The sequence below is a fragment of the Sphingomonas sp. genome (assembly GCF_031372575.1).
In the GTDB taxonomy this organism is placed as follows: domain Bacteria; phylum Pseudomonadota; class Alphaproteobacteria; order Sphingomonadales; family Sphingomonadaceae; genus Sphingomicrobium.
Window position 1 is genome coordinate 22,025 of sequence record NZ_JANMLM010000057.1, and the last position, 21,511, is coordinate 43,535.

Here is a 21,511-nt window from a genome sequence, read left to right on the forward strand (position 1 = left end):
CGCTCAACCCAGCAGGTATGCGCCGAAACAGGCAAGACCGGTTGCAGTCAGGAACGGCCAGCCAATGTGGCGTCCACGAGTCATGACTGCGTCGATCAGACCGCCCACCGTCAAGCTCAGGCCAGTCGCCAGCAGCAGGACATCGCGCACCGCGTCGGGCCGCACGACCATTGCAACCAGCACCGCCGCGATCGTCAATCCAATCGCCGTAGTCAAATGCCAGGCAAAGCGAACTACGCCCCGCGCAAGACTATTATCGAGAACCCCGCCACCAATCGCCAGCATAGGCCCGATCAGCCGCCGCTCACCCAGCAGCGAATGGATCGTGACGGTGACGGCGATCAGCGCCGCCGCCGCCAGGGTCAGGACATCGGCCTTTGCGATCAGAACGCCTCGACCGGCAACGCCATCAGGCTTTCGGCCCCAGCCTCGACCTTCTTGCGAAGCGTCGACGCCGCGACCAGTTCGCGCTGGGCGAAATAGCGCGCGGTGATGATTTTGGTCTCGTGGAAGCTTTTGTCCTCGCCGGCCTGATCCTTGAGCCTCGCCGAAACGCCAGCCATCTTAAGCCACATCCAGCCGAGCGAGACGAGCCCCATCAACTGCATGTAAGCATAAGCGCCCGCACCGGCATTATTGGGATCGGCCATGCCATTCTGCGCCAGCCACATGGTCGAAGCCTGCAAATGCTGGACTGCGCCCTCTAGCGCTTCGGCAATCCCGGCGGGATCACCAGCCGCCTTGGCATCGGCAATGTCGCGGCCGAGCAGGTCGAAGAAGGCGCGAATGGCGCGACCGCCGTCCTTGCCAATCTTGCGCCCGACGAGGTCCATTGCCTGGACACCGTTGGTGCCTTCATAAATCTGAGCAATGCGGGCGTCGCGGACGAACTGGTCCATACCCCATTCGCGAATATAGCCATGACCGCCGAACACCTGCTGCGAATTGACCGCAGTCTCGAACCCGCGATCGGTGAGGTAGCCCTTGATCACCGGAGTGAGCAGCGAAATGAGGTCATCCGACGACTGGCGCTCGTCTTCGGTCTGTGCCTGGCGCGAGAGGTCGACCTGCAATGCACCCCACAGGATCAGCGCCCTCGCTGCCTCGTTGAACGCCTTGCCTTCCATCAGCATGCGGCGAACGTCGGGGTGAACGAACAGGTTGTCGGCCTTGGCGTCGGGGTCACGATCTTCGGGCTTCAAGGCGCGGCCCTGCTTGCGATCCTTGGCGTACATCACCGCATTCTGATAGGCGACCTCGCCCATCGCCAGCCCCTGCATGCCGACGCCGAGCCGCGCCGCATTCATCATGATGAACATCGCGGCCAAGCCCTTCTCGGCCTCGCCCACCAGCCAGCCCTTGGCACCATCATAATTCATCACGCAGGTCGAATTGCCGTGGATGCCCATCTTATGCTCGATCGAGCCGCAGCTGACTGGATTGCGCTCGCCCAGGCTGCCATCGTCGTTGACGAGGAACTTGGGCACCACGAACAGGCTGATGCCCTTCACATTGTCCGGCGCGCCGGCGATCTTCGCCAGCACCAGGTGAATGATATTCTCGGCCAGATCATGCTCGCCCGACGAGATGAAGATCTTGGTCCCGCTGATCGCGTAGCTGCCATCGGCATTGTGATCGGCCTTGGTCTTGATCAGCCCCAGATCGGTACCGCAATGCGGCTCGGTCAGGTTCATCGTCCCGGTCCAGGTGCCCGCCACCATCTTGGGGACGTACATCTGCTTTTGCTCGTCGGTCCCCTTGACCAGCAACGACGCGATCGCGCCGGCAGTCAACCCGTGATACATTTCAAACGCCTGGTTGGCCGACAGCACATATTCGCTGACCGCGCTGGCGAGCACCTGCGGCAAGCCCTGCCCGCCATATTCCTCGGGCGCGCTCAATGTGGTCCAGCCCCCGTCACAGAATTGCTTGTAAGCATCCTTGAAACCGGTCGGCGTGGTTACCGACCCATCAGCGTGGCGGGTACAGCCTTCTTCGTCACCGACACGGTTCAATGGGGCTAGCACTTCGGACGAAAAGCGCCCGCCCTCCTCCAGGATCGCACCGACAATGTCGCTCGACGCATTGGCGAAGGCCGGCAGATTGTCATATTTGCCAAGCTCGACAATGTGGTCGAGCACGAACTTGGTCTCGCGAACCGGTGCGGCGTAGACGGGCATTTAACTCTCCTGGTCTTGCGCCTTCACGAGCGCGATGAATTGATTGAGTTCGGTAATCGTGGCGTCGATATCGACCCGCTGGGCGGCCAGTTTGTCGGCTTGCGCCTGGCACCGTTCGATGGTCACCATCCGCTGGGTCTTGCGACCGTCGCCGACGTCATACAGGTCGAGCAATTCCTTGATGTCGTTGAGGCTGAGGCCGACGCGCTTGCCGCGCAGGATCCACGCCAGCCGCGACCGGTCGCGCTCAGAATAAAGCCGCGTCGTCCCCCGCCGCTCGGGCGCGATCAAAGCTTCATCTTCGTAAAATCGAAGCGCGCGTGCGGTGACCGCAAACTCTTCGCACAATTCGCCGATCGAATAATGGCTCCGCCCCTTGTCGCCACCAAGCTTGTGGGTCGGCTGGGCAAAGGCGTCTGGCAAGGCCAGGCCCAACGGCCGAGTGGATGCCACTGGTCCCGTCGAACCCACGGACGCTGATTTCGCTGATCCATTGCTGAGCATGACAACCAACTACCTTACGTTTCCGTAAAGGTCAATGCGTCAAAAGCGAATAGCGACAAATGTGTGACGCCCGCGTATAGGCGCATCTTCACTCGCCCATGTCATGGATTCGCGCCGTCCCATGCTGACGACCAACCCGTTTGAAATCTTCGATCCGGAGGCGGACAAGCTTCATGAGGAATGTGGCGTGTTCGGTATCTGGGGGGCGGACAAGGCCTCGGCCCATGTCGCGCTCGGGCTGCACGCATTGCAGCATCGTGGGCAGGAAGCGTCGGGCATCACCAGCTTCGACGGCAAGCATTTCCATTCGCACCGCGCGATGGGCCACGTCGCTGGCAATTTCGACCGCGACGACGTCATCAACGCGCTCGCCGGGTCCGCCGCGATCGGCCACAATCGTTATTCTACCACCGGCGAGAACGGCCTGCGCAACGTCCAGCCATTGTTCGCTGAGCTTGCCACTGGCGGGTTCGGAATCGCGCATAACGGCAATCTGTCGAACGCCATGGCGCTGCGCGACCAATTGGTGAAGCGCGGCTCGATCTTCCAGTCGACCAGCGACACCGAAGTGTTCATCCACCTCGTCGCGCGCTCGTCACATGATGCTTTGGTCGACCGGCTGATCGATGCATTGAAGCAGGTCGAGGGTGCTTATTCGCTGGTCATCCTGACTCCGCAGGGGATGGTGGCGTGCCGCGATCCACTCGGCATTCGGCCGCTGGTGATGGGCATGATCGGCGATTCGACCGTCTTCGCGTCGGAGACTGTTGCGCTCGACGTGGTCGGCGCGACCTTCCTGCGCGATGTCGAGCCGGGCGAAATGATCTTCGTCAATGAGGCCGGTGCAAAATCGATCCGCCCGTTCGCTTCGGTCCGCCCGCGACCGTGCATTTTCGAGCATGTCTATTTCAGCCGCCCCGACAGCGTCGCCGAAGGCAAGTCGGTCTATGAAGTGCGCAAGAATATCGGCGCGCAGCTGAGCCGCGAAGCCCCGGTCAAGGCCGATTATGTCGTCCCGGTGCCCGACTCAGGCGTGCCGGCAGCGATCGGGTTCAGCCAGGAAAGCGGAATCCCGTTCGAGTTGGGGATCATCCGCAGCCATTATGTCGGACGCACCTTCATCCAGCCCAGCGCCGAAGGGCGCGGCAATAGCGTCAAGATGAAGCACAACGCCAATTCGGCGCTGATCAAGGGCAAGCGCATCGTCTTGGTCGACGATTCGATCGTGCGCGGCACGACCAGCTTGAAGATCGTGCAAATGATGCGCGATGCGGGCGCGACCGAAGTCCATATGCGCATCGCCTCCCCACCAACCGCCCACAGTTGCTTCTACGGCGTCGACACGCCGGTGCGCGAGAAACTGCTTGCCGCGCGGATGGACGTCGAGGCGATGCGGCAGTTCATTCAGGCCGACAGCCTGGCGTTCATCACCATCGACGGGCTGTACCAAGCGATGGGAGAAGCGCGGAATGCCGCCGCGCCGCAGCGTTGCGACGCCTGCTTCACCGGCGCTTACCCGACGACATTGACCGATCACCCGGCGGGCGCAAGCGACGTCGCGCAGGAACAGGCGATGGAAGACAGCTTCCCGCTCGCCGCCAACCTTTAGGACGTTGAAATGACTGACACGAAGCCATTTGATGGCAAGCTTGCGCTCGTCACCGGCGCGAGCCGCGGCATCGGCGCTGCAACTGCCGAGGCGCTTGCGGCCGCCGGCGCTCATGTGATCCTGACCGCGCGCACCGCGTCGGCGCTCGAGGATGTCGAGGAACGGATCCATGCCGCCGGCGGCGCGGCGACAATCGCGCCGATGGACCTGACCGAAGGCGATCATATCAAGAAACTGGCTGAGGCGGTCGCTGGTCGATGGGGCAGCCTGGACATATTGGTACTGAATGCCGCGATGCTCGGAAGCCTGAGCCCGGTCGAGCATCTCGACCCCAAGGAATTGGGCCGCGTGTTCGCGCTCAACGTCCACGCCAACCAGGCGCTGATCGGGGCATTCGACCCGTTGCTCCGCCGCTCGGCCAAAGCCGATGTGCTTGGTATTACGTCATCGGTCGGCAGCGAAGCGCGCGCGTTCTGGGGCGGTTATGGCGCGTCGAAGGCTGCGTTTGAGATGCTGCTCAACGCCTATGCCGACGAGACGGCGCATGCTGGCAAGCTGCGGGTGCGGACGCTCGACCCCGGCGCAACTCGGACGCGGATGCGGCAGCTGGCGTTTCCGGGGGAGGAGCCGGAGTCGGTCAAGGGGCCGGAGGTCGTAGCAGCGGTGATCATCGAGCATCTGCTCGGCGACGGGGCGACGGGTAGCCGGATCACGATCTAGTCAGCGTTACCTGCGCTACATCGATGCCGCGACCGCGAAAACCGCCTTCGCAATACATCAGATAGTAACGCCAGAGATTGTGGAACTCGTCATCGAACCCGGCGAGGCGGCCGGCGGCAACCGCGCAGTCGTACTGCGAGCACCATATGGCGAGGGTGTCGGCATAATCCGAAGCGAAGCCTTCGCGGTCGGTCCAGTCTAGCCCGCGATCTTGTGCAAGCTCTTGAAAACGCAGTTCATTCAGCAACATGCCGCCGGGGAAAATGTAGGCCTGAATGAAGTCGGCGCTGCTCGAGTAAGCGTCGAACAAGCGGTGGTCGATCGAAATGAACTGGAGCGCCGCTTTGCCGCCAGGCTTCAAGTTGCGGTGCATGCAGTCGAGATAGGCGGGCCACCAGCGCTCGCCGACCGCTTCGACCATTTCGACCGAGGCGATCGCGTCATACTGCTCGTTGACCGCCCGATAATCCTCGAGCCGGATGGAGCAAAGATTACTTAGACCCGCTTTGGCAATTGTTTCGTCGGCATAACGCTTTTGTTCGGCAGATAACGTAAGTCCAACCACGTCGACTCCGCGCCGTGCAGCGGCGACGGCAAAGGTTCCCCAGCCGCAGCCGATCTCAAGCAGGCGCTGGCCGGGCTTGAGGTCGAGCCGGTCGAGCAGCATTTCGTTCTTGCGATGCTGCGCAGCCTCGAGCGTGTCGCCGGGCATGAACCGCGCCGACGAATAGGTCATGCTCGGGTCGAGCCAGGCCGCATAGAAATCATTGCCGAGGTCATAATGCGCGGCGATGTTGGCCCGAGCACGCGACAGGCCGTTGTCGCGCAGTCGATGGGCGAGCGAATTGATCCACCGCATCGGCCCCTTGGCGCGGGCAACGTCCCCCAGCGCAACCGCATTGGCCATGAACAATTCAAATAAGGGCACCGGATTGGGCGACGACCACTCGCCCGCCGCCCACGCCTTATACCAGCCGACCGATCCCGAAGTGGCAAGCCGCACCAGCGGCATCCAGTTATGCAGCCGAACAAGCGCCACCGGCCCCGGCGCTCGAAAGCCGATCCGGCGGTGCGATCCATCGGGCAAGGTCACGTCGATCCCGCCCAGTTCGAGCCGTTCGTCGAGCCGGTCGAGCACCGCAGCGAAGGCCGGCGCGGCGATCCGCCCGACGATGCCCGCGCCGGTCGCGAACCGCCGGTCGGCCCGGACCAGATGAGAACCACGCGACGCCATTTCCGCTTTATCCTATCCGGCCTTCGCCGTGGCAAGCGCGCCAAGCGCCCGTTCGCGGGCTTCGCGGTGACCAATCATCTTCACCGGATAGGTCCCGCGCTGCCCATCGGCAGGGTCGTGAATATCTTCATCCGACAAGGTGGCCAGTTCCGGCACCCATTGGCGGATGTAACCGGCGGCATCGAACTTGTCCGACTGGCTCAGCGGGGCCATGATCCGGACGAACATGTTGGCGTCGATCCCGCTGCCTGCGGTCCATTGCCAGTTGACGCTGTTCGAGCCGTAATCGGCATCGACCAGGCAATCCCAAAACCATTGCTCGCCCGCCCGCCAGTCGATCAGCAGATGCTTCACGAGGAAACTGGCGGTGATCATCCGCACGCGATTATGCATCCAGCCCGATGTCCACAATTGGCGCATTCCGGCGTCGACAATCGGGTAGCCGGTCATCCCCTGCTGCCACGCGGCGAGATCGGTCAGGGCGTCGCGCCAACGGATTGCGTCAAGCTGGGGGCGGCCGTTAGTGCGGCCGTAGTCGGGCAATTGCAGGATGACGTTCTGGGCATAGTCGCGCCAGCCAAGTTCCCCGAGAAACGTATCGACCGATCCGCGTTTGGCGGCGACGGCATGCCAGATGGTCGCGGGGGAAATTTCGCCGAAGTGAAGGTAGGGCGACAGGCGCGAGGTGCCTTCGATCGACGGCAGATTGCGCTGCCCCTCGTACCGCGACGCGATGGCGGCGAAGTCGTCGAGCCGGTCGGATGCGCCAGCTTCCCCGGGGATCCATTCTTCGCCGAAGCCGGTCGCCCAATCGGGCTTCGTGGGGAGCAAGGTCCAATCGTCGAGCTTGTCCGACGTCGGCCAAGCTTCGGGCGGAGCCAGCTGCTCTGGAACGGGCAACGGCTCGGCGGGGGGCAATTGCTCGAGAAGCGCGCGCCAGAACGGCGTGAAGATCTTGTACGGCTGGCCCGCGCCAGTCGTGACACTGCCCGCCGGAGCGAGGTAATTGCCATCGTGGAGAACCAAGTCGAGCCGGTTGGCGACCGCGCGCTCTGCGTTGCGCCACCACGGCTCATAATGGTGCAGCGCGTGGACCCGAATGGCGCCCGTTTCCCTAGCAATTGCGGCCAGCACGTCATCGGACTTGCCGCGCCGCAGGATCAGCCGCGATCCCTTTGCCCGGAGCGCCGCATCGAGCGCTCCGAGGCTGTGGTGAAGCCACCAGCGCGACGCCGCGCCCATCTTGCGATGCTTTGGCGTTTCGTCATCGAGCACATAGACCGGGACCACGGGCCCCTCCCCCGCCGCTGCAAGCAAAGCCGCCTGATCGGTCAGGCGCAGGTCGCGGCGAAGCCAGACGATGGTGGGCGTGGTCAGCAGCCCGGTCCCGGCAGTTTGGTGACGATCTGGCGCTCAAGCCGCGACCGGCGCGATCCGCCCTGGAGATAGCGGCCGTCGCCGATCGAAACGGTCGCCTTGCACTTACTGCGCTCGACCGTGGCAATGGGCAGGATCGACCAGCCAAGAAACCGGCGCAGCGCGGGGCGCTGGGCGAGGGTCTGGCGAACGATCGGATCGTCCATCCCATCGGGCTGGAGCTGCTCGTCAGGCATCAGCCCGCCGCCGAACGGTCGAAATTCGGCGCGACCGATCGAGCGCCCCGCGCGCCAGCTCATCGAACGCTGCCAGAAAAACACCGGCGGCGGCGACGCGAAAATAGCGGTCGCGCTGGGCGAACGCCGGGCAACGGCTTCCCGCGCCGTCTGGCTGAGGCCGGCATTGAACGAGACGTAGACCAGAAAAGCAGCGATTACCGCCTGTACCGGCTGACGCCATTCGCGGTCGTGTTTTTCCCGCCAGCGCGACCAGGCGATGGTCAGGCCAAAAGCGCTCCACACCCAGACATCGATGATGAACAGACTGTCCATGTGATACCAGGCGTTGCTGAATGGCGAGAGCAGCTGGACGGCATAGGTGGTCTGTAGGTCGAGCAAGGGATGGGAAATCGCGCCGAGGTAAGAAAGCGCGATCAGCCAGCCGGGATGCATCGCAAGGCCGCTCTTGAACGTGGTGCCGCGGCCGACTTGCCAGCGGTCGAGCAGGAGCAGCAGTCCGGCGAGCATCAGCGGCATGATCAGGACGCCGCCGACCAGTCCGTGGGTAAAGCCGCGATGCATCGCCAGCGGCGGCCAGCCGACCCAGCCGAAGAAGACATCGATGTCGGGCATGTTGGCGCCGAGCATCAACGCGGCGAGGCCCTTGCGGGTCTTGATCTTCAGACCAGCCTGCCCAAGCGCCAGACCGGCGAGGGTGTGTGTGAGGTTATCCATACGCTAAACCCGCGGTCCTACTCGACACGCGGTTCCTTTTCGACTTGCCAGGTCTGCCCTTGCGCGACGAGCTTTTGGAGGTCGGGGGTTTTGCCTTTGGCGATGGCGGCATTCTGTTCGATCACCGCGCTGTCGAAGGTTGGGCGGGGGTCGTCGTACAGGACCCCGAGCGCAACCGGGAAGCCGGCCTCGGGCATTTCGACCAGCATGTGCGCGACGCCGCGATTCTTGGGATCGTGGGTGATGATTTCGGGGCTGTCGCCCGGGACGATCTTGAGGGTCAGGGTCGCGGTATCAAGTGCGATGCCTTTCTCGCCATTGGCAAACAGCATCTTCTCACCCGCCTTGAGCCACAATTGCTTCTCCGCCGCGACCGCGCGATCAGTGAAGGCAGCAAACACGTCGTCATTATAGACCACGCAATTCTGGAAAATTTCGACGAAGCTAGCGCCGCGATGGGCGTGGGCGGCCTTGAGCACGTCGGGCAGATGCTTGCTGACGTCGATCCCGCGCGCCACAAATCGCGCGCCGCTGCCCAGCGCAAAGGCGCACGGGGACGCGGGGCGGTCGACCGAGCCGAACGGGGTCGAGGGGCTGCGCGTGCCGATGCGACTGGTGGGCGAATATTGGCCCTTGGTCAGGCCGTAAATCTCGTTGTTGAACAGCAAAAGCTGGCAATCGAGGTTGCGGCGCAAGAGGTGCATGGTGTGATTGCCGCCGATCGACAGCGCGTCGCCGTCCCCGGTGATGATCCACACGTCGAGCTCGGGATTGGCGAGCTTGACCCCGGTGGCGACGGCGCAGGCGCGGCCGTGGATGGTGTGGAAGCCGTAGCTCGCCATGTAATACGGAAAGCGGCTCGAACAGCCGATGCCGCTGACGAACACGGTCTTCTCACGCGCGGTGCCGAGCTCGGGCATGGTTCGCTGAACCGCTTTCAGTACCGCATAATCGCCGCAGCCGGGGCACCAGCGGACTTCCTGATCGGACGCCCAATCTTTCGCGGTGGTGGTCGGGATGGAAGTGACTTCGTTCATTGGAAATATCCGAGGAACATGAGGATGAGCAGGACAGTGATGACCAGCATCGCGACGATCGGGAAGACGCTGATCGGCTTCATGATGCGTGTTCCTTGGCCAGCACCCCGTCGATCGCGGTCGCGATTTCGGCGATGGTGAAGGGCTGGCCGCTGACCTTGTTGAGCGGGCGGGCGTCGACCAGATAGTGATCGCGCAGCACCGTCTTCAATTGGCCGGTATTCATTTCCGGGACGATGATCTGGTCGAAGCCGCGGAGCAAATCGCCGAGGTTGTGCGGCATCGGCGCAATGTGGCGAATGTGGATATGCGATACATCGAGACCGCGCCCTTGTGCGCGGCGGACGGCCTGGTGGATCGGGCCGTAAGTCGAGCCCCAGCCGACGATGGCGAGCTTGCCCGAGGCATTGCCAAGCTCGACCGCCTGGTCGGGGATCGAGTCGGCGATCCCGGCGACTTTGGCGACGCGGATGCGGGTCATTTCGGCATGGGCCTCGGCCGAATAATCGATGTTGCCGGTGCCCGGTGCCTTCTCGATCCCGCCGATGCGATGCTCGAGCCCCGGCGTTCCGGGCTTGATCCACGGGCGGGCGAGCTCGGCATTGCGCGCGTAGGGGAGCACCGGGGTGCCGGGCTCCTGTTCGGGAGCGAAGGTCACCGGGAATGGCGCATAATCGGCCATATCGGGGACTTTCCACGGCTCGGCGGCGTTGGCGATGTAGCCGTCGGTGAGCAGCAGCACCGGGGTCATGTAGCGCACCGCGATCCGCACCGCCTCGATCGCGCAATCGAACGCGTCGGCGGGCGAGCGCGCGGCGATTACCGGGATCGGCGCATCGCCGTTGCGGCCATAGACCGCCTGGTAGAGATCGCTTTGCTCGGTTTTTGTCGGCAGGCCGGTCGAGGGACCGCCGCGCTGCGAATTGACGATGATCAGCGGCATTTCGGTCATCACCGCGAGGCCCATCGCCTCGCCCTTGAGCGCGATCCCCGGGCCCGAGGATGAGGTCACGCCAAGTTGGCCGGCATAGCTGGCGCCGATCGCGGCGCAGATGGCAGCAATCTCATCCTCCGCCTGAAAGGTGATGATGCCATATTCCTTGAGGCGCGACAGATGATGGAGGATCGCCGAGGCAGGGGTGATCGGGTAGCCGCCGAAGAACATCTTGAGGCCTGCCAGTTGCGCCCCCGCGACCAGCCCGATCGAGAGCGATTCAGCCCCGGTGACGGTGCGATAGAGTCCCGGCTCGGCGGGCGCGGCGGCAATGTGATGCTGGCGAACCTGGCCGCCAATCTCGATCGTCTCGCCATAGGCATGACCGGCGTTGAGCGCGGCGATATTGGCTTCGGCAAGTTCGGGCGCCTTGGCGAATTTGGTCTTGAGCCAGGCGGTGATCGGTGCGCGATCGCGGTCGAACATCCACAGCGCGAGGCCGAGCGTCCACATATTCTTGCAGCGCAGCGCCTCCTTATTGCCCAGCCCGAACGGCTTGACCGCATCGAGCGTGAGCTGCGAAATGTTAAACTTGACCAATTGCCAGCGGCCGAGGCTGTCGTCGTCGAGCGGGTTGGCGTCATAGCCCGCCTTGGTCAGGTTGCGGGCGGTAAACTCGCCCTCGTCGGCGATGATCAGCCCGCCGTCGCGCAAGCTGCCGACATTGGTCTTCAATGCCGCGGGGTTCATCGCGACGAGCACGTCGGGCTGGTCCCCGGCGGTATCGATCGCGGTCGAGCCGAAGTTGATCTGGAACGCCGAAACACCGAAGGTCGTCCCCTGCGGAGCGCGGATTTCAGCGGGGAAATCGGGGAAGGTCGACAGATCGTTGCCGGCCAAAGCGGTGGAGAGCGTGAACTGCCCGCCAGTGAGCTGCATGCCGTCGCCGCTATCGCCTGCAAAACGGACGACCATTGCATCCTTGGGCGGGTGCGCGTCGGCTTCTTGCGGGGTCAGCAGATGGGTCGCCGACTGGGTCAAATGAGGTCCTTCAAATGATGCGATTGGGGTTTCATTGCTCTTAGAACGGTGGGCGATGCTTCGCTAGTGTTTGTCATGTCGGACGTCGCACTTGGCGTCAGGCCGGCAAAATGCAACATTGAGCAATGATCCTACGCCGCCTGAGCATCAACCTTCGCGCCCAGAACTGGACAGCGATCATGGTCGAGTTCGTAATGGTCGTGCTTGGCGTGTTTTTTGGAATCCTCGCTGCCAACTGGAATTTGGAACGCTCGGCGAAGCAGGAAACAGGCCGGTTGCTGTCCCAGCTCGACAGCGAAATGGGTGTTTTCATCGCCAACCTCGACAGTATCGCCACTTATTACCAGGTTACCGACGCCTTCGCGGCACAGGCGGCGGCCGGCTGGCGCGGCGATCCGGCAGTGAGCGACAGCGCCTTTGTCATCGCCGCTTATCAAGCCAGCCAGATCAACGGCGTGGGCAACAACAGCTCGGTCTGGGCGCAGATTTTCGGGGCGGAGAATTTGCGCAATATTGATGATTCCGGACTGCGGCTGAACCTGCGTCAGTTGATGACGTTCGACTATGACCTGGTCCATCTCGCCGCTGCCGCATCGCGCTATCGCGAGGAAGTGCGCAAGGTCATTCCAGACGTGCAGCAAAAGGCGATCAGAGCGCAATGTGGCGACAAAGATCGGCCCGGCGGAATCATCGTCATTCCAGCGCGTTGTGATTTGGTGCTGCCACCCGCCGAAGCAACGCGCACCGCAGCAGCCCTTCGCGCCAGACCCGAATTGGCGGGCGAGTTGAACTGGCACCGGGCGGCCATCGCAACCCAGATGCAGAACATCAACACCCTGAAGAATCATTGCATCGCACTGACGAAGCGGATCGACTGAGCATGATCTACAAACGGGTGGCGGCGCGATTGAAGGCGCAGGACTGGCTGGCGATTACGATCGAGCTGGGGATCGTGGTGGTCGGAGTGTTCATCGGGACGCAGGTGTCGAACTGGAATGCGGGGCGACTGGAGAAGGTCGAGTCGCAGCGGATGCTGGCGCAGCTGAAACCCAATTTGCAATCGCTGACCGATTATTATGAGAGCGCGCGGGTCTATTATGCGACTACCCGGCGCTATGCGACGACCGCGTTCGCGGGCTGGCGCGGCGACCCCAAGGTGAGCGACCAGGACTTCGTCATCGCCGCCTATCAGGCAAGCCAGGTGCTTGGCCTGGGGACCAACGGGTCGACCTGGGCTACGGTATTGGGGGCCGACCAGCTACGCGGGATCGACAATTTGGCCATCCGCAACGATTTGTCGTTCCTGATGTCGGCCGATTACACCCAGTTCGACATTCCCGCCGTCAACACTCCGTACCGGCCGGGCGTGCGGCGATTGATCCCGGTCGATATCCAGGATGCGATCCGCGCCCAGTGCGGCGACTACCCCGATCCCAGGAAGCCGCTGTTTTTCACTCTGCCGCCAACCTGCAATCTCAAAATCGCAGCGGATGCGGCGGCCAAAGCGGCGGTGATCCTGCGCGGCCACCCCGAACTTGCCGAAGATCTGCAATGGCACATGGCCGCGCAGGCGGCGCTGCTGACCAATTTGATTCCCTATGAAAACATCACCGTCGACCTCAATCGGCGGATTGCGCATATCAAGGAATGAGGCTTCAACGGGCGCCGGTGGCGGGACAGTAACGTCGCCATTACCGACGACCAACTATATCGCTGGCAGCGACAAGACTGCCAAGCGCGCGGCGGAGAAGGAAAAAGACGAACTGGTCGCCGACAAGGTGTTGCTGATCAAGGAATTGCAGCACCGTGTCGCCAACAGCCTGCAGATCATCGCCTCGGTGCTGATGCAGTCGGCGCGGCGCGTCAGCAGCGACGAAATCCGATCTCACCTGCAAAAGGCGCATAACCGCGTATTGTCGGTCGCCTCGCTGCAGAAGCAGCTGGCCACGACCGGCGCGCTTGAGGTCGAATTGCGGCCCTATTTCACGCAACTGTGCTCGAGCATCGGCGCGTCGATGATCGCTGATCCCGAGGAACTATCGATCGCGGTGGATGTCGATGAAACGGTGGTACGATCGGACGTGTCGGTGAGCCTTGGCCTGATCGTCACCGAATTGGTGATCAATTGCCTCAAACATGCCTTCCCCGACGGCCGCGGCGGCGTGATCAAGGTTAGTTACCGGACTGATGAAGACGGCTGGACGTTAAACGTCGCGGATGACGGGGTCGGAATGCCGGCGAACCCAAGACTGGCCGACGCCGGGCTCGGGACCAGCATCGTCGAAGCGCTCGCCCGGCAATTGCGCGCGCGGATCATGATTGCCGACGCCAAGCCGGGGACGAGCATCAGCATCGTCCATGAAGCCGCCGAAACCAGCGGCGCCGACGTCCTCCCGCTGGTGCGCGCGATCTGAGGCGAGCCGCCTGACGCGCGACGGCGCGCTTGCCGCCTGCCTCGCCAAATGGAGGCAGCCGTGCTAATCCATTGTCATCACCTGCCCTTTTCGCAAGCATCCCTGTGACAGAGAGCTGTTCTTTTGCTCCCGCTTGCCCACGCACAAGGTGACCGATCCATGGTCAATAAAATTCTCGCTCCCGATGCCGCTGCCCTCGCCGAGGAACGCGATGCCGAGCCCGTCATCCACCACCAGCCAGTCGGCGCGTCGGATCGCTTTGCGCTGGGTTTCACCAAGTTGTTGCGGTTCTGCGCCGACACTTTCTTCGCCAAGCGTTATGGCCACCGCGCGATCGTGCTTGAAACGGTCGCGGCGGTGCCGGGCATGGTCGGGGCGATGTTCACCCATCTTACCTGCCTGCGCCGCATGAAGAATGACGAAGGCTGGATCCGTACCTTGCTCGAGGAAGCCGAGAATGAGCGGATGCATCTGATGACCTTCATCGAGATCGCCAAGCCGACCCTGTTCGAGCGGCTGGTGATCCTGATGGCACAGTGGATTTTCCTCGCTCTATTCTCCCTGCTCTACCTGATCTCGTCGAAAACCGCGCACCGTGTTGTTGGCTATTTCGAGGAGGAAGCGGTGATCAGCTATACGCTCTACCTCAAGGAAATCGACGAGGGCCGCTCGCCCAACGTCGCCGCGCCGAAGATCGCGATCGATTATTGGAAGATGCCGGCCAACGCGAAATTGCGCGATGTCGTGCTGCTGGTCCGCGCCGACGAAGCGCATCACCGCGACGTCAATCATGGCTTTGCGAGCACGATCGGCGGAACTAGGAAAGACATGATGCCGATCGCGCCCTATCCGGAGCATGCCGCGACACTGGCTTGAGGCGCGCAACCCGGATTGCTACGCCGATCCGCGCCTCGCGATGACGGGGCGAGGAGATTTCGATGACCGACGACCATCTCTATCGCCGCGGGGTTGGCGTGATGTTGCTTAATGCCGAGGGCCAGGTGTGGGTCGGGCGGCGGATCGATAATAGCGACGAGGCTTGGCAGATGCCGCAGGGCGGGATGGACCCGGGCGAGGAGCCGCTCGACACCGCGCTGCGCGAGCTTGAGGAAGAAACCGGGATCCCGCCGCACCTGGTCGAGCCGGTCGCCGCGCATCCGCAGCGGCTGCGCTATGATCTGCCGCCCGAGCTGGCGGGGCGGTTGTGGAAGGGCAAGTGGAAGGGGCAGGACCAGGACTGGTTCCTGATGCGCTTCACCGGGACCGACGCGGATGTCGACATCGCAACCAAGCATCCCGAGTTCAACGCCTGGAAATGGGTCGATCCGGCGCATCTTCCCGACATGATCGTGCCGTTCAAGCGCGACATGTATCGCGCGATCGTGGACGGGTTCGGGGACTATCTCTAATCGCGTTTGCGCTTGAAGACCGGTGCCTTGACCGTGAAGATCTGGACGATCGTTCCGGACTGGTCGCGCGTTTCGCTGCGCATTGTAACGATTCCCAGCCCGGGCTTCGACCGAGATGGGCGGACATCTATGATCTCGGTGAATACGCGGAGCGCCATTCCCGGCCGGGTCGGCGTCGGCCAGACGACTTCGGTGCTGGCCCCGATCAAGCCATCCGCGAACGGCACGCTTTCGACCATGAGCCGCATCGTCAGCGCCATGGTGTGCCAACCACTCGCCGCCAGCGTTTCGAAGATTGAGCCTGCGGCGCCTTCGTCGCTGAGGTGGAAAGGCTGCGGGTCATACGCCCGGGCGAACGCGACAATCTGTTCGCGATCGATCGTGTGCGCCCGACTTTCGAACCGTTGGCCGACGGCCAGGTCTTCGAGATGTAACGTTGCGCCGGTCAATTGGGTCATGGGTTGCTCCCGATCCGTCCGTCCTACGGATAGCGCGCCGTCAAAGAAACGGATACGGCGGTAAAAAGGAGTGGCATGATGGCGACGACGGCGGCGGCGTTGATGGCGAAGGCTCGGCGCGATGTGGTGTCGCATTTCATGGCTGCCAATGCGGTCTCGGCGGAGAGCGCAGTGGCGTATGCGCCAGGGCGGAATATCCGCCAGCGAGAGTTTGAGCGATTGTGCGACGCGGGAGTGATCCGCGCGGCTGGCGACGGGCGATACTGGATCGATGTGCCGCGCTTCGAGGAATGGTCGCGCTCGCGGCGGCGGCGCGTGATCCTGGCGATTGCGGCGCTGCTGTTGATCGTGGCGGTGATGGGGTTGATCGTCCGCTAGCGTCGCACGGTGTGGCCTTCCCCTGCGTCCCGCGCTAGGCAGCGGCGATGACGGGGCTGACTTCACAGGAACGCGATTGCGTTGCGCAAGCGATGGCCGCGCAGGGCGCGATGCTGGCCAATGTCGAGGCGTGGGCGGCGATCAATTCCGGGTCGCGCAATCTTGAGGGATTGGTTTCGGTAGCTGACGCGATTGGGGCGGCGTTTGGGGCGTTGCCGGGTGAGGCCACTCGGGTTGAGCCAGCGCGGGTCGAAGCAGTGGATGGTGCGGGCCGGAAGTTCGACTTGCCGCATGGCCAGCATCTGCGTTTGAAGGTCCGTCCCAACGCGCCGCTGCAAATCCTGCTGACCGGACATATGGATACGGTGTTCGCGATCGATCATCCGTTTCAGGTGCTGACCTGGCTCGAGCCGGGCAAGGTGCTCGGCGGGCCGGGGGTGGCCGACATGAAGGGCGGGATCGCGGTGATGCTGGCGGCGTTACAGGCGGTCGAGGCGAGTCCGGCGGCGGCGGGAATTGGTTATGAGGTGGTGCTCAATTCGGATGAGGAAGTCGGGTCGCTCGCTTCGGCCGACCTGATCGCGAGCGCGGCGCAGGGAAAGCGCGCGGCGCTGTCGTTCTAGCCGTCGGCGCTGCCCGACGGCTCGCTGGCCGGGGCGCGGCCGGGGAGCGGCTATTTCAGTTTCACGGTGCGCGGAAAATCGGCGCATGCCGGACGCAATCCCGAGGATGGGCGCAATGCGCTGATCGCGGCGGCGGACCTCGCGCTTCGATTGAAGGCGGCGGTCCGGCCTGGCCTGTCGGTCAACCCGGCCAGGATCGATGGCGGCGGGCCGAACAATGTCGTCCCCGATCTGGCGGTGCTGCGTGTCAATTTGCGCCCCGCGACGATCGAGGATCAAGCGCTAGCGCAGAGTCTGATCGAGGCATCGGTGGCGATGGTGGCGGCGGAGCATGACGTGGTAATCGACACGCACGGCCATTTCGCGCGGCCGCCCAAGCCGATGACGCCTGAGCTTGAGGCGTTGTTCGGGCTGGTCAAGCAGGCCGGCGCCGACCTTGGCCAGACGATCGGCTGGCAACCGACCGGCGGGGTGTGCGATGGCAATAATATCGCGGCCTGCGGGGTGCCGGTGATCGACACCATGGGCGTGCGCGGGGGCAAGATACATTCGATGGAGGAATATCTGATCGTGGATTCATTGGCCGAGCGCGCGGCGCTGGCGGCACTTACCATGTTGCGACTGGCCAATCCGCGATGACCTTCCGCATCCGCGCCGCGACCGAGGCTGATGGCCGCGCTTTATATGATCTCGCCAAGCTGACCGGAGGCGGGTTCACCAACTTGCCCGCCGACAAAGCGACGCTCGAGGCCAAGCTGGCGAAATCGCAGGCCGGGTTCGAGCGCGAGGGCGAGAATCAGGATGACGATCTGTTCCTGTTCGTGCTCGAAAATGTCGAGACCAAGGCGATCCGCGGCACCTGCCAGGTGTTCGGCAAGGTCGGCAATGACCGGCCATTCTATTCGTACCGCCTATCGACGCTGACCCAGCGCAGCCACGAGCTCGACCGGATCTTTCGCAACCAGACCTTGTCCTTGTGCACCGATCTTGAGGGATCGTCCGAAGTCGGCGGGCTGTTCCTCCATCCGCAGGAGCGCGCCGGGGGGCTTGGCATGTTGCTCGCGCGGTCGCGTTACATGTTCATCAAGCAGCACCGCCCGCGGTTCGGGCCGCGCGTGCTGGCCGAGCTTCGCGGGGTGATGGACCAGGCCGGCCATTCGCCATTCTGGGACGCGCTGGCGGGGCGGTTCTTCGGGATGAACTTTCCCGAGGCCGACGAATTCAACGCGGTCCACGGCACCCAATTCATCGCCGATTTGATGCCCAAGACGCCAATCTATGTCGCGATGCTGCCCGAGAGCGCCAAGATGGTGATGGGCCAGCCGCATCCGACCGGGCGCGCGGCGCTGCGGATGCTCGAAAGCGAAGGCTTCACCTACGATTGCTACATCGACATTTTCGATGGCGGGCCGACGGTCACCGCGGCGACCGACAAGATCAAGACAGTCGAGCAATCGGAGTGGCTGCGCTTTGCCGGACCGCCGCAATCCGGTGCCCCGAACGAGACGATGGTGCTGGCAAGCGGTCGGCTTGATGGGTTCATCTCCTGCTACGGTCAGGCGCAGCGCGGCGATGACGGGCAAATCCTGCTCGACGACCAGACAGCCGAGCTGCTCCGGCTCGACATGGGCGATGCCGTGCTGGCGACGAAGCGCTAGTGCCGATCCGCGAAATCAATTTCGACGGGATTATCGGGCCGAGCCATAATTATGCCGGCCTGAGCCTTGGCAATCTCGCATCGACTCGCAATGCGGGCGGCGTGTCGCAGCCACGCGCGGCGGCGCTGCAGGGGCTCGACAAGATGCGCGCCAATCTGGCGCTCGGGCTGGTGCAAGGCGTGTTCGTTCCGCAGCCACGGCCGGCGCGGGCTTGGCTGGCCGAGCTTGGTACGACGATCAAGGCAGCGGAGCCCGGGCTTGCCGCCAATGCGATGAGCGCATCGGCGATGTGGGCGGCCAATGCGGCAACGGTCAGCCCCGCGCCCGACACCGCCGATGGCAAGTGCCACCTGACCGTGGCCAATCTTCGGACGATGCCGCACCGCAGCCACGAGTGGGTCGCAACGCTGGCCCAGCTGAAGGTCGCGTTCGCCGATCCGGCATTCGCAGTGCACGGGCCGGTTCCAGCGGCGTTCGGCGACGAGGGTGCCGCCAATCACATGCGGCTGGTGGGCGGACATGGCGCGCCGGGGATCGAACTGTTCGTCTATGGCCGGACCGGCGGCCCTTTCCCTGCGCGGCAACATGTCGAGGCGTCGAAGGCGATTGCGCGGCGGCACGGGCTCGATCCGTCGCGGACCCTGTTTATCGAACAATCCGAAGAAGCGATTGCGGCGGGGGCGTTCCACAATGACGTGGTCGCGGTCGCCAATGAGCGGGTGCTGTTTGCGCATGGCAAGGCGTTTACCGACCGCGACGGGACGTTCGCAGCGATCGAGCGGATGATGCCGGGCGTCGAGATTGTCGAAGTTTCGGACTCCGATGTACCATTGGCCGATGCGATCAAAAGCTATTTGTTCAACGCGCAATTGGTCACGCCCCCCGATGGTGCAATGACGTTGGTCGCGCCGACCGAGTGCCGCGACACGCCATCCGTGAAGGCGTGGATCGACCGTCACCTGGCGAGCAATGGCGCGATCCGGCGAGTCGCGTTCGTCGATGTCCGCCAATCGATGGCCAATGGCGGCGGGCCGGCATGCCTGCGGCTGCGGGTGGCGTGCGATCCCGCGCTGGTCGATCCGCGCTTCCTGGTCGACGAGGCCAAGCTGGACCGGCTGGCGATGACGATCGGCAAACATTGGCCACAAGAGATTGCAGCCGGCGATCTGCAGCAGTCAACGTTGATTGCCGATGTCATCGAGGCGCGTTCCGCATTGCTTGAAGCACTGGACCTCGAATCACTGTCCTGAGTCGGGACAATTGACACTTTTGTTAAATGTTAACGAATTTTTGGCGGAACCCCGCAGCTGGCATGACGTTTGCTTAACCATAGCCATGCTCAAGCGTATCGCCAGATTGTTCGTCATCAAGACCCGCTTCGAGGCGTGGTTCATCATTTTTGCAATCGCCATGGGTGCGGTCGAGCGCGGCCATCGCTATCTGGAAATCTACCCGGGCAAGATCGGCTGGATGTTCGCCGCATTGGCGACCGGCGTGGTGTTTGTCGCGGGCGCGAAATTACTCGACTCAGTCCGCCCGGTGGAAGCGCCGGTGCAGGCGCCGCACGTTCCCCAGCGCCGCCGGATCAGTCGTAATCGACCCAGGCGAGACCCGCGTCATTCCGCCGCAAGGTCACCAGTTTCACATCGCATAGATTGACGCCCGACCAAGTGACCGTCGCGCCACCGGCCAGGGTCGCGCGCAAATCGAACGCGCAATCAGGATCGGAAAAGCTGACCGACGCCGACTTGCCCGCCGCCGGCGACGCGCCAAGCGGCTGCCACTGGCCCGACCCGACTCGGCGAATCGACATCGCGCCAATGTCCTTGCCGACGCCATTGACGATCGCAAATCCCGCCACACCGGCGCTGGCGGCGGTCGGAATCAGCAGGCCGATGACAGCCGCGACGATCAACAAATCATGTTTCATCTGTCTGTAAAATAACCCTCATTACCCAAAACACCAACGTGTTTTAGAAAGATCGTTACTGGACTGAAATTAATGAGTCGAAATTAACCATCTGTTAGGGCAAGAGTCGCATCTTCGTGCCGTCCTGGGGGAGTGACGACAATGGAGTCGAATTTGCGCTATTACCTACGCCGGGCCGCCGAAGAGCGGACTGCGGCTAATCGCGCCGTCACTCCGCAAGCCCGCGACTGGCATTCCAAACTGGCCGGTGAATTCGCCCTTCGCGCCAACGCCTGCGCCCCAACCGCAATGACCGCCTGACACCAACTAAGCTGCTGCTGCTTGGAAAATTGGCGCGCCCGGAACGATTCGAACGTCCGACCCTCAGATTCGTAGTCTGATGCTCTATCCAGCTGAGCTACGGGCGCGCGGTGGGCTGGCTATTAGGGGGAAGGGTCACCGCGCGCAACCCTGTTGGCGAGCGAAATCGCACGGCGTTGCGCGGCGTCGCGGCCCGCCCTACACCGACCGGCGATGCGATCCTTACCCTTCCTGCTGATGCTTGTTCCGCTTGCCGGTTGCGCCGCGACTTCGGCGATTGAGCCGTCGCTCGCCCAGCGCCCCGCCGAACTGATCGATCCGCGCTTGCCGCTTGCCGCCGACGCCCCGATTGGCCCGGTCGATCCGGCGTTGGCCAGCCGGCTCGGGCAGCTGATTGCCGAGGGCAAGGAGGGTGCGCGCAGCTTCGATGCCTTGGTCGGCCAGGTCGAGGCGCAAGCTTATGCCGCTGGTCCGGCGCAAAGCGAAAGCTGGATCGTCGCGCAACAATCGCTGTCGGGGCTGGAGGCCGCCAGGGCCAAGACCACGGCGGCGCTGGCCGAGGTTGATTCGATTGCCGCGGGCCGGATCCAGAGCAAAGCCGGTTTGACCACGGGCGACCTTGGGGCGATCGAGGCCGCGTCGGCGCAGCTTCGCGCGATGGCCGACGGACAAAACGCAACGATCGACCGGATCGGGGCGCGGCTCGGGCACTAGAGTCTGTTTAGCTAAGAGGGATCGGCACCGGCCCGCGC

General features: G+C 63.3%; 22 protein-coding genes, 1 tRNA gene and 1 pseudogene. 13 read left to right on the forward strand and 11 right to left on the reverse strand.

Features of this window, described 5'->3' with window-relative positions:
* Nucleotides 1-3 precede the first annotated feature (3 nt).
* The 3 genes from RMN73_RS04440 to RMN73_RS04450 all read right to left on the reverse strand — a co-directional run bounded on the left by RMN73_RS04440 (nucleotide 4) and on the right by RMN73_RS04450 (nucleotide 2,609).
* On the reverse strand, nucleotides 4-285 hold the full coding sequence (locus RMN73_RS04440) for a hypothetical protein (RefSeq protein WP_309602106.1): 282 nt from the start codon (nucleotides 283-285) through the stop codon (nucleotides 4-6).
* A gap of 98 nt (nucleotides 286-383) precedes the next feature.
* Nucleotides 384-2,180 carry an acyl-CoA dehydrogenase C-terminal domain-containing protein gene (locus tag RMN73_RS04445; protein ID WP_309602107.1) on the reverse strand — a complete coding sequence of 599 codons (1,797 nt, stop codon included), beginning with the start codon at nucleotides 2,178-2,180 and terminating at the stop codon, nucleotides 384-386.
* Nucleotides 2,181-2,609: a MerR family DNA-binding transcriptional regulator gene (locus tag RMN73_RS04450; protein ID WP_405051527.1), complete on the reverse strand. Its 429-nt coding sequence runs from the start codon at nucleotides 2,607-2,609 to the stop codon at nucleotides 2,181-2,183.
* A 196-nt stretch (nucleotides 2,610-2,805) separates the two neighbouring features.
* Here RMN73_RS04450 and purF point away from each other — a divergent pair, with 196 nt between their 5' ends.
* Nucleotides 2,806-4,293 (forward strand): amidophosphoribosyltransferase, encoded by a 1,488-nt coding sequence (gene purF, locus RMN73_RS04455; RefSeq protein WP_309602108.1) that lies wholly within the window; start codon nucleotides 2,806-2,808, stop codon nucleotides 4,291-4,293.
* 9 nt (nucleotides 4,294-4,302) lie between these two features.
* Entirely contained in the window at nucleotides 4,303-5,013 is a 711-nt protein-coding gene (locus tag RMN73_RS04460; RefSeq protein ID WP_309602109.1) for an SDR family NAD(P)-dependent oxidoreductase, read from the forward strand.
* Here the strand turns inward: RMN73_RS04460 and RMN73_RS04465 are convergent.
* The 5 genes from RMN73_RS04465 to RMN73_RS04485 all read right to left on the reverse strand — a co-directional run bounded on the left by RMN73_RS04465 (nucleotide 5,003) and on the right by RMN73_RS04485 (nucleotide 11,523).
* Nucleotides 5,003-6,247, reverse strand: a complete 1,245-nt coding sequence (locus tag RMN73_RS04465) for a cyclopropane-fatty-acyl-phospholipid synthase family protein (protein ID WP_309602110.1) — start codon at nucleotides 6,245-6,247, stop codon at nucleotides 5,003-5,005. The genes RMN73_RS04460 and RMN73_RS04465 overlap by 11 nt on opposite strands.
* Nucleotides 6,248-6,259: 12 nt before the next feature.
* Nucleotides 6,260-7,624 (reverse strand): deoxyribodipyrimidine photo-lyase, encoded by a 1,365-nt coding sequence (locus RMN73_RS04470; RefSeq protein WP_309602133.1) that lies wholly within the window; start codon nucleotides 7,622-7,624, stop codon nucleotides 6,260-6,262.
* The gene (locus RMN73_RS04475; protein ID WP_309602111.1) at nucleotides 7,621-8,577 is read right to left on the reverse strand and encodes a metal-dependent hydrolase; all 957 of its coding nucleotides are present in this window, start codon (nucleotides 8,575-8,577) and stop codon (nucleotides 7,621-7,623) included. The genes RMN73_RS04470 and RMN73_RS04475 overlap by 4 nt, the downstream gene beginning before the upstream one ends.
* Nucleotides 8,578-8,594: 17 nt before the next feature.
* Nucleotides 8,595-9,614 (reverse strand): 2-oxoacid:ferredoxin oxidoreductase subunit beta, encoded by a 1,020-nt coding sequence (locus RMN73_RS04480; RefSeq protein ID WP_309602112.1) that lies wholly within the window; start codon nucleotides 9,612-9,614, stop codon nucleotides 8,595-8,597.
* Between the two features lie 79 nt (nucleotides 9,615-9,693).
* Nucleotides 9,694-11,523 (reverse strand): 2-oxoacid:acceptor oxidoreductase subunit alpha, encoded by a 1,830-nt coding sequence (locus tag RMN73_RS04485; protein ID WP_309602134.1) that lies wholly within the window; start codon nucleotides 11,521-11,523, stop codon nucleotides 9,694-9,696.
* 191 nt (nucleotides 11,524-11,714) lie between these two features.
* On the opposite strand from RMN73_RS04485, the gene RMN73_RS04490 reads away from it, so the two are divergent.
* The 5 genes from RMN73_RS04490 to RMN73_RS04510 all read left to right on the forward strand — a co-directional run bounded on the left by RMN73_RS04490 (nucleotide 11,715) and on the right by RMN73_RS04510 (nucleotide 15,412).
* Nucleotides 11,715-12,467 (forward strand): hypothetical protein, encoded by a 753-nt coding sequence (locus RMN73_RS04490; protein ID WP_309602113.1) that lies wholly within the window; start codon nucleotides 11,715-11,717, stop codon nucleotides 12,465-12,467.
* A 2-nt stretch (nucleotides 12,468-12,469) separates the two neighbouring features.
* Nucleotides 12,470-13,240 (forward strand): hypothetical protein, encoded by a 771-nt coding sequence (locus tag RMN73_RS04495; protein WP_309602114.1) that lies wholly within the window; start codon nucleotides 12,470-12,472, stop codon nucleotides 13,238-13,240.
* Nucleotides 13,188-14,003, forward strand: coding sequence for a sensor histidine kinase (locus tag RMN73_RS04500; RefSeq protein ID WP_309602115.1), 816 nt, complete (start codon nucleotides 13,188-13,190; stop codon nucleotides 14,001-14,003). The genes RMN73_RS04495 and RMN73_RS04500 overlap by 53 nt, the downstream gene beginning before the upstream one ends.
* Before the next feature lie 159 nt (nucleotides 14,004-14,162).
* Nucleotides 14,163-14,879 (forward strand): alternative oxidase, encoded by a 717-nt coding sequence (locus RMN73_RS04505; RefSeq protein ID WP_309602116.1) that lies wholly within the window; start codon nucleotides 14,163-14,165, stop codon nucleotides 14,877-14,879.
* Nucleotides 14,880-14,941: 62 nt separating this feature from the next.
* Entirely contained in the window at nucleotides 14,942-15,412 is a 471-nt protein-coding gene (locus RMN73_RS04510) for an RNA pyrophosphohydrolase (protein ID WP_309602117.1), read from the forward strand.
* Here the strand turns inward: RMN73_RS04510 and RMN73_RS04515 are convergent.
* Complete coding sequence (locus tag RMN73_RS04515; RefSeq protein WP_309602118.1) at nucleotides 15,409-15,870, reverse strand: MaoC family dehydratase; 462 nt, start codon at nucleotides 15,868-15,870, stop codon at nucleotides 15,409-15,411. The genes RMN73_RS04510 and RMN73_RS04515 overlap by 4 nt on opposite strands.
* A gap of 78 nt (nucleotides 15,871-15,948) precedes the next feature.
* On the opposite strand from RMN73_RS04515, the gene RMN73_RS04520 reads away from it, so the two are divergent.
* The 4 genes and pseudogenes from RMN73_RS04520 to RMN73_RS04535 all read left to right on the forward strand — a co-directional run bounded on the left by RMN73_RS04520 (nucleotide 15,949) and on the right by RMN73_RS04535 (nucleotide 19,779).
* Complete coding sequence (locus tag RMN73_RS04520; RefSeq protein WP_309602119.1) at nucleotides 15,949-16,248, forward strand: hypothetical protein; 300 nt, start codon at nucleotides 15,949-15,951, stop codon at nucleotides 16,246-16,248.
* Nucleotides 16,249-16,295: 47 nt separating this feature from the next.
* Nucleotides 16,296-17,510: pseudogene (locus RMN73_RS04525) on the forward strand (hydrolase).
* Nucleotides 17,507-18,529: an arginine N-succinyltransferase gene (locus tag RMN73_RS04530; protein WP_309602120.1), complete on the forward strand. Its 1,023-nt coding sequence runs from the start codon at nucleotides 17,507-17,509 to the stop codon at nucleotides 18,527-18,529. The pseudogene RMN73_RS04525 and the gene RMN73_RS04530 overlap by 4 nt, the downstream one beginning before the upstream one ends.
* The gene (locus RMN73_RS04535) at nucleotides 18,529-19,779 is read left to right on the forward strand and encodes an N-succinylarginine dihydrolase (protein ID WP_309602121.1); all 1,251 of its coding nucleotides are present in this window, start codon (nucleotides 18,529-18,531) and stop codon (nucleotides 19,777-19,779) included. Before RMN73_RS04530 ends, RMN73_RS04535 begins: the two co-directional genes overlap by 1 nt.
* A gap of 335 nt (nucleotides 19,780-20,114) precedes the next feature.
* Here the strand turns inward: RMN73_RS04535 and RMN73_RS04540 are convergent, their stop codons facing one another.
* Nucleotides 20,115-20,459 (reverse strand): hypothetical protein, encoded by a 345-nt coding sequence (locus RMN73_RS04540; protein WP_309602122.1) that lies wholly within the window; start codon nucleotides 20,457-20,459, stop codon nucleotides 20,115-20,117.
* A 141-nt stretch (nucleotides 20,460-20,600) separates the two neighbouring features.
* Here RMN73_RS04540 and RMN73_RS04545 point away from each other — a divergent pair, with 141 nt between their 5' ends.
* Complete coding sequence (locus RMN73_RS04545) at nucleotides 20,601-20,759, forward strand: hypothetical protein (RefSeq protein ID WP_309602123.1); 159 nt, start codon at nucleotides 20,601-20,603, stop codon at nucleotides 20,757-20,759.
* Nucleotides 20,760-20,789: 30 nt separating this feature from the next.
* Here the strand turns inward: RMN73_RS04545 and RMN73_RS04550 are convergent.
* A tRNA-Arg gene (locus tag RMN73_RS04550) sits at nucleotides 20,790-20,866 on the reverse strand.
* A gap of 106 nt (nucleotides 20,867-20,972) precedes the next feature.
* Between RMN73_RS04550 and RMN73_RS04555 the strand changes: the two genes are divergently transcribed.
* The gene (locus RMN73_RS04555) at nucleotides 20,973-21,473 is read left to right on the forward strand and encodes a hypothetical protein (RefSeq protein ID WP_309602124.1); all 501 of its coding nucleotides are present in this window, start codon (nucleotides 20,973-20,975) and stop codon (nucleotides 21,471-21,473) included.
* Nucleotides 21,474-21,511: the final 38 nt, after the last annotated feature.